2 protein-coding genes are annotated in these 17,055 nt (G+C 72.8%); both read right to left on the reverse strand.

Annotated features, from left to right (window positions below; all coding sequences use genetic code 11):
• The coding region (locus ACZ6EM_RS39625) for a non-ribosomal peptide synthetase (RefSeq protein ID WP_465774599.1) at positions 1–10,396 on the reverse strand (10,396 nt) is incomplete at its 3' end.
• Positions 10,396–17,055, reverse strand: a 6,660-nt coding sequence (locus tag ACZ6EM_RS39630) for an amino acid adenylation domain-containing protein (protein WP_465774600.1), incomplete at its 5' end; no start/stop codon positions are given. The genes ACZ6EM_RS39630 and ACZ6EM_RS39625, both read right to left, overlap by 1 nt.

Genomic DNA, 17,055 nt, shown 5'->3' on the forward strand with positions numbered 1-17,055 from the left:
CCTCGTGCTCCAGGTGCGCGCGCACCTCGTCGAAGAGGATCTCCAGGGCCTGGTGGTCGCGGGTGAGGTGGTGACTGCGCAGAGCCATCAACCACCGCCCACCGGCGATATCCTGAGCAATCGTCAGATCGACCATGGGCGCACGACGGATGTCCATCGACGCCGGGCACGCCGCCAGCAGCCGGGCCACCGCGTCTTCCCCGGAGTCACTGGAGTCACCGGAGTCACCGGAGTCACTGGAGTCACCGGACAGCGTGACTTCGTGGACGGGCAGAGTCGCCCGGCGCAGGACGACCTGGAGCGGCTGGGGCAGGTTCTCCCACAGCACGGCCGTCCGCAGAATGCCGTGGCGGTCCACCACCGCCTGCAGCGCGGTCACGAACGCGTCGACCCGCTCCCGCGAGTCGAAGGCCAGCACGGTCGGCAGGATGTAGACATCACGGCCCTGCTCCGCGTCCAGCAGGTGGTGGAAGAAGATGCCCTCCTGCAGCGGCGCCAGCGGATAGACGTCCGCGACGTTCGCCGCACCACCGGGGACCTGCTCCACGATCCGCGCGAGATCGTCCTCAGTGACCTCGGCCAGCGTGACCATGTCCGGCGTCAGAACGGTCGCGTCCTGCGGGATCCGGTTCTCCGGCACCACGAACGCCTGACCCGCGTCCACGGCCGCCAGCCCGGCCGCCGTCGGGGCCTGGAAGAGCGCCCGCACCGAGACCTGGAGGCCGCGCGAGCGCAGCCGCTCGACCAGCGTCACCGCCAGCAGGGAGTGACCGCCCAGCTCGAAGAAGTTGTCGTCGATACCGACCCGCTCCAGCCCGAGGACCTCGGCGAACACCTCGCAGAGCAGTTCCTCGTCCGCCGTGCGCGGCGCCCGGTATGACGCCTCCGACAGCGCCCCCCGGTCCGGCGCCGGCAGGGCACGGCGGTCCAACTTGCCGTTGACCGTCAGCGGCAGCGTCTCCAGCGGCATGATCGCAGACGGGACCATGTAGTCGGGAAGCGTCACCGCGAGCGCATCCCGCAGGGCGGCGGCATCCACCTCCACATCCACGGCCGGGACGACGTAGGCGGCGATGCGCTTGTCGCCCGGGACGTCCTCGCGGACGATCACGGCCGCCTGCGCGACGCCGGGACGGCCCAGCAGGGCGGCCTCGATCTCGCCCAGCTCGATGCGGTAGCCGCGCACCTTCACCTGGTCGTCGGTCCGACCGAGGTAGTCGAGGGTGCCGCCCTCGCGCCAGCAGGCGAGGTCACCGGTGCGGTACATCCGCTCTCCGGCCGAACCGAACGGGCAGGCCACGAAGCGCTCCGCCGTCAGACCCGGACGGTTCAGGTAGCCCCGGGCCAGTTGAACGCCGGCGAGGTACAACTCGCCGGGAACACCGACCGGGACCGGACGCAGGGCCGCGTCCAGGACGTACACCCGGGTGTTGCCGACGGGGCCGCCGATCGGCACCGTCGCCGTCCCCGGCACGCACTCCCAGGCGGTGACGTCGATCGACGCCTCCGTCGGCCCGTACAGGTTGTGCAGCGGAACGCCGAGGTCCCGCAGGAAGGCGTCCCGCAGCTCCGGGGACAGCGCCTCACCGCTGGCGAACACCGCCCGCAGAGACGTGCAGGTCCGCGCGGCCGGCTCCAGCAGGAACACCTGCATCATCGACGGGATGAAGTGCGTGACCGTCACACCCTCCGCACGGATCACCTCCGCCAGGTACGCCGGATCACGATGCCCGTCCGGACGCGCCACCACGAGCGTCGCACCGGTGGTCAACGGCCAGAAGAACTCCCACACCGACACGTCGAACCCGACCGGGGTCTTCTGCAACACCCGATCCGACGACGTCAGCCCGTAGTCCTCCTGCATCCACGCCAAACGGTTCACCACACCGTCGTGCGCAACCACCACACCCTTCGGGCGGCCGGTGGAGCCGGAGGTGTAGATGACATACGCCGGACTCTGCGGACCATGACCCACCCGCTCCGGATCCGAAACAGGCTGCACGCTCAGGGCGTTGACGATCCCCGGCGCGTCCAGATCGATCCGCCGGACACCCGCCGCCAGCTCTCCGCCCATCGTCACACTGTCGGTGACCAGCACCGCCGGACGACCGTCCTCCAGGGTGGAGGCCAGACGCTCCGCCGGATAGTCCGGGTCCAGCGGCAGATACGCCGCCCCCGCCTTCCCGATCGCCACCAGCGACACCACCAGCTCGGTCGAGCGCGGCAGACACACCGCCACCAGGCGCTCCGGCCCAACGCCGGCCTCGACCAGCAGGTGCGCCAACCGGTTCGCCCGCTCGTTCAACTCCGCATACGACACGACCTCACGCGCCGCACCAATACCGAACACCACAGCCATGGCGTCCGGCGTCCGCGCCACCTGCGCCTCGAACAGGCCCGGCAACGTCCCCACCGGCACCTCACGCGCCGTGTCGTTCCACCCGCGCAGCACCAACTCCCGCTGCCCGTCGTCAAGAACGGGAACCAGATCCAGCGAAGAAGTGGAATCCCCCTCCAGCCCGCCGACCAGATTCTCCACCGCCGTGCACAGCAGACCGCAGACCACACCCGAGTCCATCGGCGCACACGCCTGCACCGTGAACCGGAACCCGACACCGGTGTCGTCCACCGACACCGTCAACGGGTAGTTCGTCCGCTCCTGAGCGTGGAGCAGCTGGATCCCGGCGATCGTCCGCGCCGTTCCGCCGCCGACCCCGCCGGTGGCGGCGGTGCGGCGGTAGTTGAGGAGAGAGGTGAACAGCGGGCTCTGCGCCGGCAGGGCGGTCGCCTGCCGTGCCAGGGTCAGCGGGGCGTGCTCATGGGTCAGCAGCTCGCCCAACTGCACCTGTGCCGACCGCAGTCCGGTGCTCAGCCGCTGGGTGGCGTCGATGCGGATCGGCAGGGTGTTGATGTACAGACCCGGCGTACGGCTCGCCGCACCTCCCGCGTCCATCCGGCCGAGCAGCACGGTACCGAACACGGGACGCGTCTGGCCGGTCGTCGCGGCCGCGACACGGGCCCATGCCAGGTGGAAGAACGCGGCGGCGCTCACGCCGTGCCGACGAGCCTGTTCGCGGACGCGCTCCGCCAGTTCGGCCGACAGCTCGACGATCGCCTCGCCCGTGTCGGTGCCGTCGCCGTGGGTGTCCAGCACGCCGTAGGGTGCGGTCGGCTCCTCGACGTCACCGAGCGCCCGCTCGAAGTACACGCGGTGCTGCTCGGCGCTGACGGCCAGGCGCGCGTGCGCGACGAAGTCGCGGTACGGCGCCGGCTCCGGCAGCCGCTGGACGTCCTGCTCCAGGTGCGCGCGCACCTCGTCCAGCAGGATCTCCAGCGCCTGGTGGTCACGGATCAGGTGGTGGCTGCGCAGAGCGATCAACCACCGCCCACCACCCATGTCCTGAGTGATAGTCAGATCGAGAAGAGGCGCCCGGCGGACGTCCATCGCGGACGGGCAGGCCGCCAGCAGCTGCGCCACGACATCGTCACCGACACCGGCGTCGGCACCGGCCGGAAGGACGATCTCGGAGACGGCCAGCGGAGCCTGCCGCAGGACGACCTGGAGCGGCTGGGAGAGCCCCTCCCAGAGCACGGCCGTCCGCAGGATGTCGTGCCGGTCCACCACGGACTGCAGCGCGGACACGAATCCGTCGACCCGCTCCCGCGAGTCGAAGGCCAGCACCGTCGGGAAGACGTAGATGTCACGCCCCTCGTCGGCGTCCAGCAGGTGGTGGAAGAAGATGCCCTCCTGCAGCGGCGCCAGCGGATAGACGTCCGCGACGTTCGCCGCACCGCCCGGGACCTGCTCCACGATCCGCGCGAGATCGTCCTCGGTGACCTCGGCCAGCGTGACCATGTCCGGCGTCAGAACGGTCGCGTCCCGCGGGATCCGGTTCTCCGGCACCACGAACGCCTGACCCGCGTCCACGGCCGCCAGTCCGAGCGGGGTCGGCGTCTGGAACAGCGCCTTCACCGAGACCTGGAGGCCGCGGGAGCGCAGCCGCTCGACCAGCGTCACCGCCAGCAGCGAATGTCCGCCCAGCTCGAAGAAGTTGTCGTCGATACCGACCCGCTCCAGCCCGAGGACCTCGGCGAACACCTCGCAGAGCAGTTCCTCGTCCGCGGTGCGCGGCGCCCGGTAGGACGCCTCCGGCAGCGCCGACCGGTCCGGTGCCGGCAGACCCCGGCGGTTGATCTTTCCGTTCGCGGTCAGCGGCAGCTCGTCCAGCACGACCACGGCGGACGGGACCATGTAGTCGGGGAGCGTCACCGCGAGCGCGTCCCGCAGCACGGCGGCATCCACCTCCGCGTCCACGGCCGGGACGACGTAGGCGACGATGCGCTTGTCACCCGGGACGTCCTCGCGGACGACCGCGACGGCCTGGGCGACGCCCACCCGGCCGAGCAGGGCGGATTCGATCTCGCCCAGCTCGATGCGGTAACCGCGCACCTTCACCTGGTCGTCCGTACGGCGCAGGTACTCCAGCGTCCCGTCCTCGCGCCAGCGCACCAGGTCACCGGTGCGGTACATCCGCTCCCCGGCCGAACCGAACGGGCAGGCCACGAACCGCTCCGCGGTCAGGCCGGCGCGGTTCAGGTAGCCGCGCGCCAGGCCGCTGCCGGCGATGTACAGCTCGCCCGCCACGCCCACCGGCACCGGTCGCAGCGCCGCGTCCAGCACGTACACCCGGGTGTTGAGGATGGGCCGGCCGATGGAGACCGGGGTGTCCGCCGAGATGTCCGAGGCCGTGGACCAGATGGTCGTCTCGGTCGGGCCGTACAGGTTGGTGACGGAGGCGGCGGTGCCCGCCAGGGTGCGGGCGAGCTCACCGGGGAGCGCCTCGCCGCCGACCAGGACCCGGACGGACCGCAGAACGTCGTCGTCCGCCAGGGCCCGCCACAGACTGGGCGTGGCCTGCATGACGGTGACGGCCTCGCGCCCGAGGAGGGCGCGCAGGGCGTCCGGGTCGCGGACCTCGTCGCGGTCGGCGAGGACCACGGCGGCGCCGGACACCAGCGGAAGGTGCAGTTCGAGTCCGGCGATGTCGAAGCCGATGGTGGTGACGGCCAGCAGCCGGTCGTGCTCGGTGACCCGCAGGCGGTGGTTCATCGCCGCCAGGAAGTTGTTCAGCGCGGAGTGCGGGAGGACGACGCCCTTGGGGCGACCGGTGGAGCCGGAGGTGAAGATGACGTAGGCCGGGTTCTCCGGGCGGTGGCCGGGGCGTTCCGGGTTCGAAACAGGCTGCACATCAAGGGCGTTGGCGGTATCCGGCGCGTCCAGGTCGATCCGCCGGACGCCGGCGTCCGCCGTCAGGGCCTCGTCCGTCGTCGCGCTGTCGGTGACCAGGGCGGTGGGACGGCCGTCGGCCAGGGTCGTCGCCAGGCGCTCGACCGGGTAGTCCGGGTCGAGCGGCAGGTAGGCGGCGCCCGTCTTGGAGACGGCCAGCAGCGACACGACCAGCTCGGCCGACCGCGGCAGGCACACGGCGACCAGGTGCTCCGAGCCGACGCCGTCGGCCGCCAGCAGGTGCGCCAGGCGGTTGGCCCGCGCGTTCAGCTCCGCGTACGTCAGGCTCCCGCCCGCGGCGACCAGGGCGACGGCCTCCGGGGTGCGGGCGGCCTGCGCCTCGAAGAGCTCGGGCAGGGTCGCGGCCGGAACGTCGGAGGCGGTGTCGTTCCAAGCGGTCAGCAGCCGGTCGCGCTGCCGGTCGCCGAGGACGGGGACGCGGTCGAGCGGGATCCGGGAGTCCTGCTCCAGCTCTCCGGCCAGGTTCTCGACGGCGGTGTGCAGCAGACCGCACACCACGTCCGGGTCGATCGCGGGAACGGCCTGCACGGAGAGCCGGAAGCCGACGACGGTGTCGTCCACCGACACGGTGAGCGGGTAGTTGGTCCGCTCGTGCCCGTACAGCACCCGGATCCCGGCGAGGCCGGTGCCTTCGTTCGCGGCGCCGGGGCTGTGCCGGAAGTTGAGGAGCGAGGTGAACAGCGGGCTCTGCGCGGGGACTCCGGTGGCCTGCTGGGCGAGGGTCAGCGGGGCGTGCTCGTGCCGCAGCAGCTCGCCCAACTGGACCTGGACGGCGCGCAGTCCGGCGTCCAGCGGCCGGGTGGCGTCGATCCGGATCGGCAGGGTGTTGATGTACAGACCCGGGGTCCGGTGCGCGGTGCCCCCGGCGTCCATCCGGCCGAGCAGCACGGTGCCGAACACGGGGTGCGTCTGGCCGGTCGTGGCCGCGGCGACGCGGGCCCAGGCCAGGTGGAAGAACGCCGCGGCGCTGACGCCGTGGCGGCGGGCCTGCTCGCGAACGCGCGCCGCCAGCCCGTCGGACAGTTCGACGATCGCCTCGCCGGTGCCGCTGCCGTCGCCGTGGGTGTCGAGCACGCCGTAGGGTGCGGTCGGGTCCTCGACGTCGCCGAGTGCCCGCTCGAAGTAGGCGCGGTGCTGCTCGGCGGTGACGGCCAGGCGCGCGTGGGCCACGAAGTCGCGGTACGGCGCCGGCTCCGGCAGGCGCTCGACGTCCTGCTCCAGGTGCGCGCGCACCTCGTCCAGCAGGATCTCCAGCGCGGTGTGGTCGCGGGTGAGGTGGTGGCTGCGCAGGGCCATCAACCATCGCCCACCGACGGCGTCCTGAGCAATCGTCAGATCGGCCATCGGGGCACGCCGGATGTCGATCGACGGCGGGCAGGCCGCCAGCAGTCGGGCCACCGCGTCATCGCCGGAGTCGCCCGCGTCACGGGAGTCACCGGAGTCACCGGAGTCACCGGACAGCGTGACCTCATGGACGGGCAGGGACGCCCGGCGCAGGACGACCTGGAGCGGCTGGGGCAGGTTCTCCCAGAGCACGGCCGTCCGCAGGATGCCGTGACGGTCCACCACCGACTGCAACGCGGACACGAACGCGTCGACCCGCTCCCGCGAGTCGAAGGCCAGCACGGTCGGCAGGATGTAGACATCACGGCCCTGCTCCGCGTCCAGCAGGTGGTGGAAGAAGATCCCCTCCTGCAGCGGCGCCAGCGGATAGACGTCGGCGACGTTCGCCGCACCACCGGGGACCTGCTCCACGATCCGGTCGAGGTCCGCCGGGCTCAGCTCGGCCAGCGTGATCATGTCCGGGGTCAGGACGGTCGCGCCGTCCGGGATCCGGTTCTCCGGCACCACGAACGCCCGGGCGGCCTCGTCGGCCGCCGACAGCCCGGCGGGCGTCGGCGCCTGGAACAGCGCCTTCACCGACACCGGCAGCCCGCGCGAGCGCAGCCGCTCGACCAGCGTCACCGCCAGCAGCGAATGCCCGCCCAGCTCGAAGAAGTTGTCGTCGATGCCGACCCGCTCCAGCCCGAGCACATCGGCGAACACCTCGCAGGTCAGTTCCTCGTCCGCGGTGCGCGGCGCCCGGTAGGACGCCTCCAGCAGCGCCCCCCGGTCCGGCGCCGGCAGGGCACGGCGGTCCAGCTTGCCGTTGACCGTCAGCGGCAGCGTCTCCAGCACCACGACCGCGGACGGGACCATGTACTCCGGCAGCATCGTCGCGAGGGCGCCCCGCAGCACGGAGGTGTCGACCTCCGCGCCCGTGTCGGGCACCACGTAGCCGGTCAGCCGCTTGTCGCCGGGGACGTCCTCACGGACGATCACCGCCGCCTGGGCGACACCCGCCTGACCGAGCAGGGCGGCCTCGATCTCGCCCAGCTCGATGCGGAAGCCGCGGATCTTCACCTGGTCGTCGGTCCGTCCCAGGTACTCCAGCGTGCCGTCGGCGCGCCAACGGGCGAGGTCCCCGGTGCGGTACATCCTCCCTCCTTGCCCGCCACCGGGCAGGAGGGGCCCATCCCCCGCACCGCCGAACGGGCAGGCCACGAAGCGCTCCGCCGTCAGACCCGGACGGTTCAGGTACCCACGCGCCAGCTGGTCGCCCGCGACGTACATCTCGCCCGGCACGCCGACCGGCGCCGGCCGCAGTCCGGCGTCCAGCACGTAGACGCGCAGTCCGGGGATGCCCTCACCGATCGGGCTGCCCAGGGAGCCCTCGACGGCCGTCGACCGGTCGAGCCGGAGGTGGCTCACGTGCACGGTGGTCTCGGTGATGCCGTACATGTTGACGAGTCGCGGGGCGTCGTCACGGTGCCGCGCGTACCACTCGCGCAAGCGGCCGGTGTCGAGCGCCTCGCCACCGAACACGACCGTGCGCAGCCGCAGTTCGGACCCGAGGTCCGGGTGCTGGGCCTCGGCCTGGGCCAGCTGGTAGAACGCGGACGGCGTCTGGTTGAGGACGGTCACGCCCTCGCCCGCCAGCAGGCGCAGGAACTCGACCGGCGACCTGGACACCTCGACCGGCACGACGACCAGGCGGCCGCCGTGGAGCAGCGGGCCCCACAGCTCCCACACCGAGAAGTCGAAGGCGAAGGAGTGGAACCAGGTCCACACGTCGTCGGCGCCGAACTCGAACCACGGCTGCGTCTCGTCGAGCAGGCGCACCACGTTCCCGTGCGGGACGACGACACCCTTGGGGCGGCCCGTCGAGCCCGAGGTGTAGATGATGTACGCGGTGTTCGCCGGGGACAGCGCGCCGGGGACCTCGGCCGGCAGCGGCACGTCGCCCTTGCCGGCGGACAGCCGCGCGAGGGTCTCCGGGTCGTCCAGGACCACCCGGCGGACGGCCTCCTCGTGCGCGACCGCTCCCGCCGACGCGGTGGAGGTGATCACCAGGGCGGGGGCGCAGTCCGCGAACACGAAGCTGATGCGGTCCGACGGCGAGGCCGGGTCGACCGGCAGGTAGGCGCCGCCGGCCTTCAGCACGGCGAGCAGGGCCACGACCAGGTCGAGCGAGCGTTCGAGGCAGACCGCGACGGAGGTCTCGGGCCCGACGCCGTGCCGGACCAGCAGGGCGGCCAGCGCGTCCGAGCGCTCGGCGAGTTCCGCGTACGTGAGCCGGGCGTCGCCGAGGACCGCGGCGACGGCGTCGGGCGTCCGTTCGACCTGCGCCGCGAAGAGCGCCGGCAGGGTCGCCGCCGGCCGGGTGCCGCGCGCGGGGGTGTGCCACGCGTCCAGCAGGCGGTGGCGCTCGGCCGGGCTCGTCACCTCCAGCAGGCCGAGCGGCCGGTCGGGGTCCGAGAGCGCCGAGTCGAGGACCTGGACGAACCGCTCCGCCATCGCCTCGACGGTCGCCGCGTCGAACAGGTCGGCGGCGTAGGTGATGCTGCCGGCCAGACCGGCGGGCCGGCCCTGGGCGTCGAAGCGCTCGGCGAGCTGGACGTCGAGGTCGAACTTGGCCGGACGCTGGTCGCCGCTCAGCGGCTCGACCTCCAGTCCGGGCAGCCGCAGCTCCGCGTCCGCGTTGTTCTGGACGCTCAGGGTCACCTGGAACAGCGGGTGGCGGGACATCGAACGGGCCGGCGCCAGGTCCTCCACCAGGCGCTCGAACGGCAGGTCCTGGTGGGAGAACGCCTCCAGCGACGTCTCCCGGACCTGCCGGAGCAGGTCCCGGAAGGTGGCCTCGTCGGCGACCCGCGCCCGGAGCACCAGCGTGTTGACGAACAGGCCGACCAGGTCGTGCAGGGCCTCGTCCAGACGCCCGGCGATCGGCACGCCGATCGGGATGTCGTTCCCGGCCCCGAGCCGCGACAGCAGGACGGCGAGGCCCGCCTGCGCCGCCATGAAGACGGTGGCGCCCTCGGCCTTGGCGGTCCGCACCAGTCGCTCGTGGAGCCCGGCGGGCACGGTCAGGTCGACCACGCCGCCCACGTGCGAGGCGCGGGTGGGACGCGGCCGGTCGACCGGGAGCTCCAGCTCGTGCGGCATGCCCGCGAGCGCCTGGCGCCAGTGCGCCAGCTGCTCGTTGAGGAGGCTCTCCGGATCCTCGTCGGCGCCGAGCACGTCCTGCTGCCAGAAGGTGTAGTCGGCGTACTGGACCTCCAGTTGCTCCCACTCGGGCGCCCGCCCGCCCCGGCGCGCCGCGTAGGCGACGGAGAGGTCCCGTGCGAGCGGGCCCCTCGACCATCCGTCGCTCGCGATGTGGTGCATCACGACGATCAGCGCGTGGTCGTCCGGCGCGGTGGCGAACAGCGAGGCCCGGAACGGGATGTCGTGCTCCAGGTCGAAGGTGTGCCGGGCGGCCTCGGCCAGCGCCGCCGGCAGGTCCGCCGTGTCCACCTCGGTCACCGGCAGGTCGATCCGGGCCGACTCGGCGGCCAGGACCTTCTGGTACGGCTTGCCGTCCTTGGCCGGGAAGACGGTGCGGAGGACCTCGTGGCGCTCCACCACGTCCCTCAGGGCGTCCCGCAGGGCCTCACGGTCCAGGGCTCCCCGCAGGCGCAGGGGGAGCGAGATGTTGTACGTGTCGCTCGGCCCCTCCAACTGCCCGAGGAACCACAGCCGCTGCTGAGCGTAGGACAACGGGATCATCAGATCTCCTCCTGCCTGGTGCGACGACGCAGGGCGGGCCTGGTGCGCTTGGGACGGTTGATGTGGGACGAGAGGCCCGCCACGGTGGGGCTCTCGAAGATCGCCCTGAGAGGCAGTTCGACCTCCAGGGCGGAACGGATCCGGCTGACCAGCCGGGTGGCCAGCAGCGAGTGCCCGCCGAGTTCGAAGAAGCTGTCGTCGATGCCGACCCGCTCCAGCCCGAGGACCTCGGCGAACGCCTCGCACAGGAGGGTCTCCTCGGGCGTCCGGGGGGCGCGGTAGGAGGCCTCCAGCTCCGCCGTGCGGTCGGGGGCCGGGAGGGCGCGGCGGTCGAGCTTGCCGTTGACGGTCAGTGGCAGAGCGTCCAGGGCGATGACGGCGGAGGGAACCATGTAGTCGGGCAGGACGGCGGCCAGGGCCGTCCTGACCTCGGCCGTGTCCACCTCGGCACCGGTGACCGGGACGACGTAGGCCGTCAGCCGCTTGTCGCCCGAAACGTCCTCGCGGACGATCACCACACCCTGCGCGATGCCGGGCCGGCCGAGCAGCGCGGACTCGATCTCGCCCAGCTCGATGCGGTAACCGCGCACCTTCACCTGGTCGTCGGTGCGGCCCAGGTACTCCAGCGCCCCGTCGGCGCGCCAGCGGGCCAGGTCGCCGGTGCGGTACATCCGCTCCCCGGCCGAACCGAACGGGCACGCCACGAACCGCTCCGCCGTCAGCCCCGGACGGCCCAGGTAGCCGCGCGCCAGCTGAACACCCGCGATGTACAACTCACCCGCCGCACCCACCGGGACCGGACGCAGCCCGGAATCCAGCACGTACGCCCGGGTGTTCCACATCGGCCGGCCGATCGGGACGACCTCCGACCCGTCCAGCACCTCCGGAAGCACGAAGTCGGTACAGCCGACCGTCGCCTCCGTCGGGCCGTAGTGATCCACCACCACGACACCCGGATGACGCTCGCGCCACTGCGCCACCGCCGCCGCCTGGACGGCCTCACCACCCACCATCAGCCGGCCCGACGGACTCACGCGATCGCCCAGCGAGTCCAGCACCGCCAACGCGCTCGGCGTCACCTTCATGAACGACGGACGCCGACCACCCAACACACCCGGCAGAGCATCGTCCAACGCGGCGACCACCACCTCGCCACCGCACACCAGAGCCCCGTACAGACCCGTCACACCCGCGTCGAACGACACCGACGCGTGCAGCACCGTCAGCCCCGCGACCTCCGGATACACCTCCACACACCGGACCACGTAGTTCACCAGGCCCGCCTGCGTCACCACCACACCCTTCGGCCGACCCGTCGACCCCGAGGTGTAAATGACATACGCCGGACTCTCCGGACTGTGGCCCGCACGCTCCGGGTTCGAAGTCGACAGCGCACTCAGGGCGTTGCCGGTCTCGACAGCATCGATATCGATCCGCCGGACGCCCTCGGCCACCTCCCCGGCCGCACCGACGCCGCCGGCGGTCAGCAGCACCACGGGACCGCTGTCGGCCACCGTCGCCGCCAACCGCTCGACCGGGTACTCCGGGTCCAGCGGCAGGTACGCCGCCCCCGCCTTCCCCACCGCCAGCAGCGCCACCACCAGCTCCACCGACCGCGGCAGGCACACCGCGACCAGGTCCTCCGGCCCCACACCACCCCCGACCAGCAGGTGCGCCAACCGGTTCGCCCGCTCGTTCAACTCCCCGTACGTCACACCACCCGACGCGTCCGACACCGCCACCGCACCCGGCGTCCGCACCGCCTGCGCCTCGAACAGCTCCGGCAGCGTCACCGCCGGCACCTCACGCACCGTGTCGTTCCACCCGAACAGCACCGACTCCCGCTCCGCCTCGCCCAACACCTCGACCCGGTGGGCCGGTTGGCGCGGATCGGCGGCCATCGCCGCGAGCACCCGGTGCAGCCTGGCGCCGAACTGCTCGGCCGTCCCGTGCTCGAAGAGGTCCCGGGCGTAGACGATGCGGCCCCGCAGGCCGGCCGGGCGCCGGTCGGCGGTGAAGCACTCCTCGAAGGTGAAGTCGAGGTCGTACTTGGCCGGCCAGCTGCCGTTCGGCAGGCCGCTGACGTCCAGCCCGGGCAGGTCGAGCGTGGCCCCCTCGTTGTTCTGGAGGACCAGCATGACCTGGAACAGCGGGTGATGGGTCAGCGAGCGGGCCGGGGCCAGGCTCTCCACCAGGCGCTCGAACGGGACGTCCTGGTGCGCGAACGCCTCCAGTCCCGCCTCGCGAACCCGGTTGAGCAGGCCGGAGAACGTCGGCGAGCCGGAGAGGTCCGTCCGCAGGACCAGGGTGTTGACGAAGAACCCGACCATGTCGTCCATGGCCGCGTCCGTACGCCCGGCGACCGCCGTGCCGATCGGGATGTCCTCCCCCGCACCGAGGCGGGACAGCATCGTGGCCAGGGCGGCCTGGAGCACCATGAACATGGTCACGCCCTCGGCCCGGGCGAGCCTGGTCAGCTCCTCGTGCAGCCCGGCCGGGACGGTCAGCTCGACGACCCCGCCGCGGTGGGTCAGCGCCGCCGGGCGCGGACGGTCCGCCGGCAGCTCCAGCTGCTGCCGGGTGCCGTCGAGCGTCTTCTCCCAGTAGGCGAGCTGACGGTTCAGCACGCTGCCCGGGTCGTCGTCCGCGCCGAGCAGCTCGCGCTGCCACACCGTGTAGTCGGCGTACTGCACCGGGAGCGGGGCCCAGTCGGGCGCGCCGCCGGTGCTCCGCGCCGTGTAGGCGGACGAGAGGTCCTGCGCCAGCGGCCGCATCGACCAGCCGTCGCCGGCGATGTGGTGGATCACCACCAGCAGGACGTGCTCCTCGGGCCCGACCGCGAACAGGGTCGCCCGGATCGGGATCTCCGTGGCCAGGTCGAACGGGCGGGCGGCCTCCCGGGCCAGCAGCCCGTCGACATCGGCCGCGGCCGCCTCCACCACCGCGAGCTCGCAGCGGTACTCGCCCACGGCGAGGACCCGCTGCCGCGGCTCCCCCGCCGGGGCCGGGAAGACCGTCCGCAGCACCTCGTGCCGCGCCACCACGTCCCGCAGGGCATCCGCCAGCGCCGACCGGTCCAGGGCGCCCTCGAACCGCAGCGCCAGCGGGATGTTGTAGGCCGCGTTCGCGCCGTCCAGCTCGTTGAGGAACCACATCCGGCGCTGCTCCAGGGAGAGCGGCACCACGTCCGGACGGGCGGTGGCGACCAGCGCGGGCACGGCCTGCTCCGCCTTCGACAGCCGGGGCGCCAGCGCGGCCACGGTGGGGCTCTCGAAGACCACCCGCAGCGGCAGCTCCACCCGCAGCGCCGAACGGACGCGGCTGACCAGCTGGGTGGCCAGCAGCGAGTGCCCGCCCAGCTCGAAGAAGTCGTCGTCGACGCCGACCTGCGGCAGGCCCAGGACGTCCGCGAACGCCTCGGACAGCAGCTGCTCCTCCGGTGTCCGCGGCGCCCGGTAGGACGCCTCCAGCGCCGCCGCGTGGTCCGGGGCCGGGAGAGCACGGCGGTCCAGCTTGCTGTTGGCCGTCAGCGGCAGCGCCTCCAGGGCGAGCACCGCGGACGGGACCATGTAGTCCGGCAGCACCGCCGCCAGCTCCGCGCGCAGGGCGGCGGTGTCCACCGCCGCGCCCGCCTCGGGCACCACGTAGGCGGTCAGCCGCTTGTCGCCGGGGACGTCCTCGCGGACGATCACCACGCCCTGGGCCACGCCCGGCCGGGCGAGCAGGGCGGACTCGATCTCCGCCAACTCGATCCGGAAGCCGCGGATCTTCACCTGGTCGTCGGTGCGGCCCAGGTAGTCGAGCGTGCCGTCCTCGCGCCAGCGGGCGAGGTCGCCCGTGCGGTACATGCGCTCCCCCGGCCCGCCGAACGGGCAGGCCACGAAGCGCTCCGCGGTCAGGCCCGGACGGTTCAGGTAGCCGCGCGCCAGCCCGGTGCCGGCGATGTACAGCTCGCCGGGCACCCCCACCGGCACCGGCCGCAGCGCGGCGTCCAGCACGTACACCCGGGTGTCGTCCATCGGGCTGCCGATGGGGAGCGTGTGCCCGAGCTCGGCCCGGGCGGCCATCGGGTGCTGGGTGGCGCACAGCGTGGTCTCGGTCGGACCGTACAGGTGGCGGACGGTCAGGTGCGGGAGGGCGTCGAGCAGCCGCGTGACCGCGGTGGGCGGCACGACGTCGCCGCCGGTGAGGACCTCCGCCACGTCGGCGAAGATCTCGGGGCTCTCCTCGCTGATGACGCGGAAGAGCCCGGCCGTGACGTGGACGTGGGTGGCCCGGGTGTCGACGATCAGCCGGTGCAGGGTGGCGCTGTCGAGCTTGACCTCCGGCGCGATGGAAACGCTGCCGCCGTGGACCAGCGGGACCCACAGCTCGTAGGTGGAGGCGTCGAAGGCGTGCGGGGCGTGGAACAGCACGCGGTCGGCCGGGCCGACGTTCCAGCGCGAGTCCCGCACGAGGGCGGCGACGTCGGCGTGCGTGGTGACGATGCCCTTGGGGGTGCCGGTGGAGCCGGAGGTGTACATGATGTACGCCGCCTGGTCCGGCAGCACCCGCGTCGGGCTCACGGGCTCCATGGTGTCCGCGCCGTCCGAGCCGTCCGGGCCGTCCGCTGCGGGCGCGGCGAGGACATCGGCGTCGACGAGGACCACCCGGGTGCCCTGCGCCTCGGCCGTGCGCACGACCTCGTGCTCCCGCAGGGCGGAGTCGGCCACCAGCAGGTGCGGCCGGGCGTCCGCCAGGACGGCCGCCGTCCGCGCCTCGGGCGAACGCAGGTCCAGCGGGACGAACACGCCGCCCGCCTTGGCGATCGCCAGGAAGGTGGTGACCAGCTCCGTGGACCGGTGCATGCCGACAGCGACCAGCGACTCCGGCCCGACCCCGTAGCCGGCCAGGACACGGGCCAGGCGGCCGGCGCGCGCGTCGAGTTCGGCGTAGGTCAGCGTCTCGTGGTCCGGGGTGTCCGTGGTGTCCGGGTCCATGGCGCGCGTGCGCACCAACGCGACCGCGTCCGGCGTCCGGGCGACCTGCGCCTCGAACAGCTCCGGCAGCGTCGCGGCCGGCAACTCCCGCGCGGTGTCGTTCCAGCCGCGCAGCAGCTGGTCCTGCCGACGGTCGTCCAGCACGGCGACCGTGTCCAGCGTGGCGGCGGGGTGCGCCTCCAGGGCGCCGACCAGGTTCTCGACGGCGGTGTGCAGCAGGCCGCAGACGGTGTCGGAGTCGATCGGCTCGGCCGCGTGCACCGTGAGCCGGAAGCCGACGCCGGTGTCGTCCACCGAGGCCGTCACCGGGTAGTTGTTCCGCTCGTGGGCGTACAGGATGTCGATGCCCGCGATCCCGGTTTCCAGCAGGCTCCCCCGACCGGAATCCGAACGCGGCGTGCTGTGGCGGTAGTTGAGGAGCGAGGTGAACAGCGGACTCTGGGCGGGGAGTCCGGCCACCTGCTGGGCGAGCGCCAGCGGGGCGTGCTCGTGCCGCAGCAGCTCACCCAACTGGACCTGGACCGAACGCAGTCCGGCGTCCAGCGGCCGGGTGGCGTCGATCCGGATCGGCAGGGTGTTGATGAACAGGCCCGGGGTGCGGCTCGCCATGTCACCGGCATCCATCCGGCCGAGCAGCACGGTGCCGAACACGGGGTGGGTCCGGCCGGTCGTGGCGGCGGCGACGCGCGCCCAGGCGAGGTGGAACAGCGCGGCGGCACTGGCGCCGTGACGACGCGCCGACTCCCGCACCCGGTCGGCCAGTTCGGCCGACAGCTCGACGATCGCCTCGCCGGTGTCGCTGCCGTCGCCGCGAGTGCCCAGGACGCCGTAGGGCGCGGTGGGCTCCTCGACCTCGCCGAGGGCGCGCTCGAAGTAGGCTCGGTGCTGGTCGGCGGTGACCGCCAGGCGGGCGTGGGCGACGAAGTCGCGGTACGGCGCCGGCTCCGGCAGGCGCTCGACGTCCTGGTCCAGGTGCGCGCGCACCTCGTCCAACAGGATCTCCAGCGCCTGGTGGTCGCGGATCAGGTGGTGGCTGCGCAGAGCGACCAACCAGCTTCCATCGGAGGTGATGCGAGTGATCGTCAGATCGAGCATCGGCGCCTGACGGATGTCCATCGACGGCGGGCACGCCGCCAGCAACCGGGCCACCGCGTCCTCGCCCTGGTCCCCGGTGAAGACGACCTCCTCGACCGCCAACGGCGCCTGCCGCAGGACGACCTGGAGCGGCTGGGGCAGGTTCTCCCACAGCACGGCCGTCCGCAGGATGTCGTGCCGGTCGACGACGTGCTGGAGCGCGGTCACGAACGCGTCGACGCGCTCGCGGGAGTCGAAGCCCAGAACGACCGGGACGATGTAGACGTCGCGGCCCTGGTCGGCGTCCAGCAGGTGATGGAAGAAGATCCCCTCCTGCAGCGGCGCCAGCGGGTAGACGTCGGCGATGTTCGCCGCACCACCCGGGACCGCCGCACTGATCCGGTCGAGGTCCGCCGGGCTCAGCTCGGCCAGCGTGACCATGTCCGGGGTGAGGACGGTTGCGTCGCTCGGGATCCGGTTCTCCGGCACCACGAAGGCCTGACCGGTGTCGACGGCCGCGAGTCCGGCCGCCGTCGGGGCCTGGAAGAGCGCCCGCACCGAGACCTGGAGGCCGCGCGAGCGCAGCCGCTCGACCAGGGTGACGGC

The sequence above is a fragment of the Kitasatospora sp. NPDC041917 genome, from assembly GCF_055589745.1.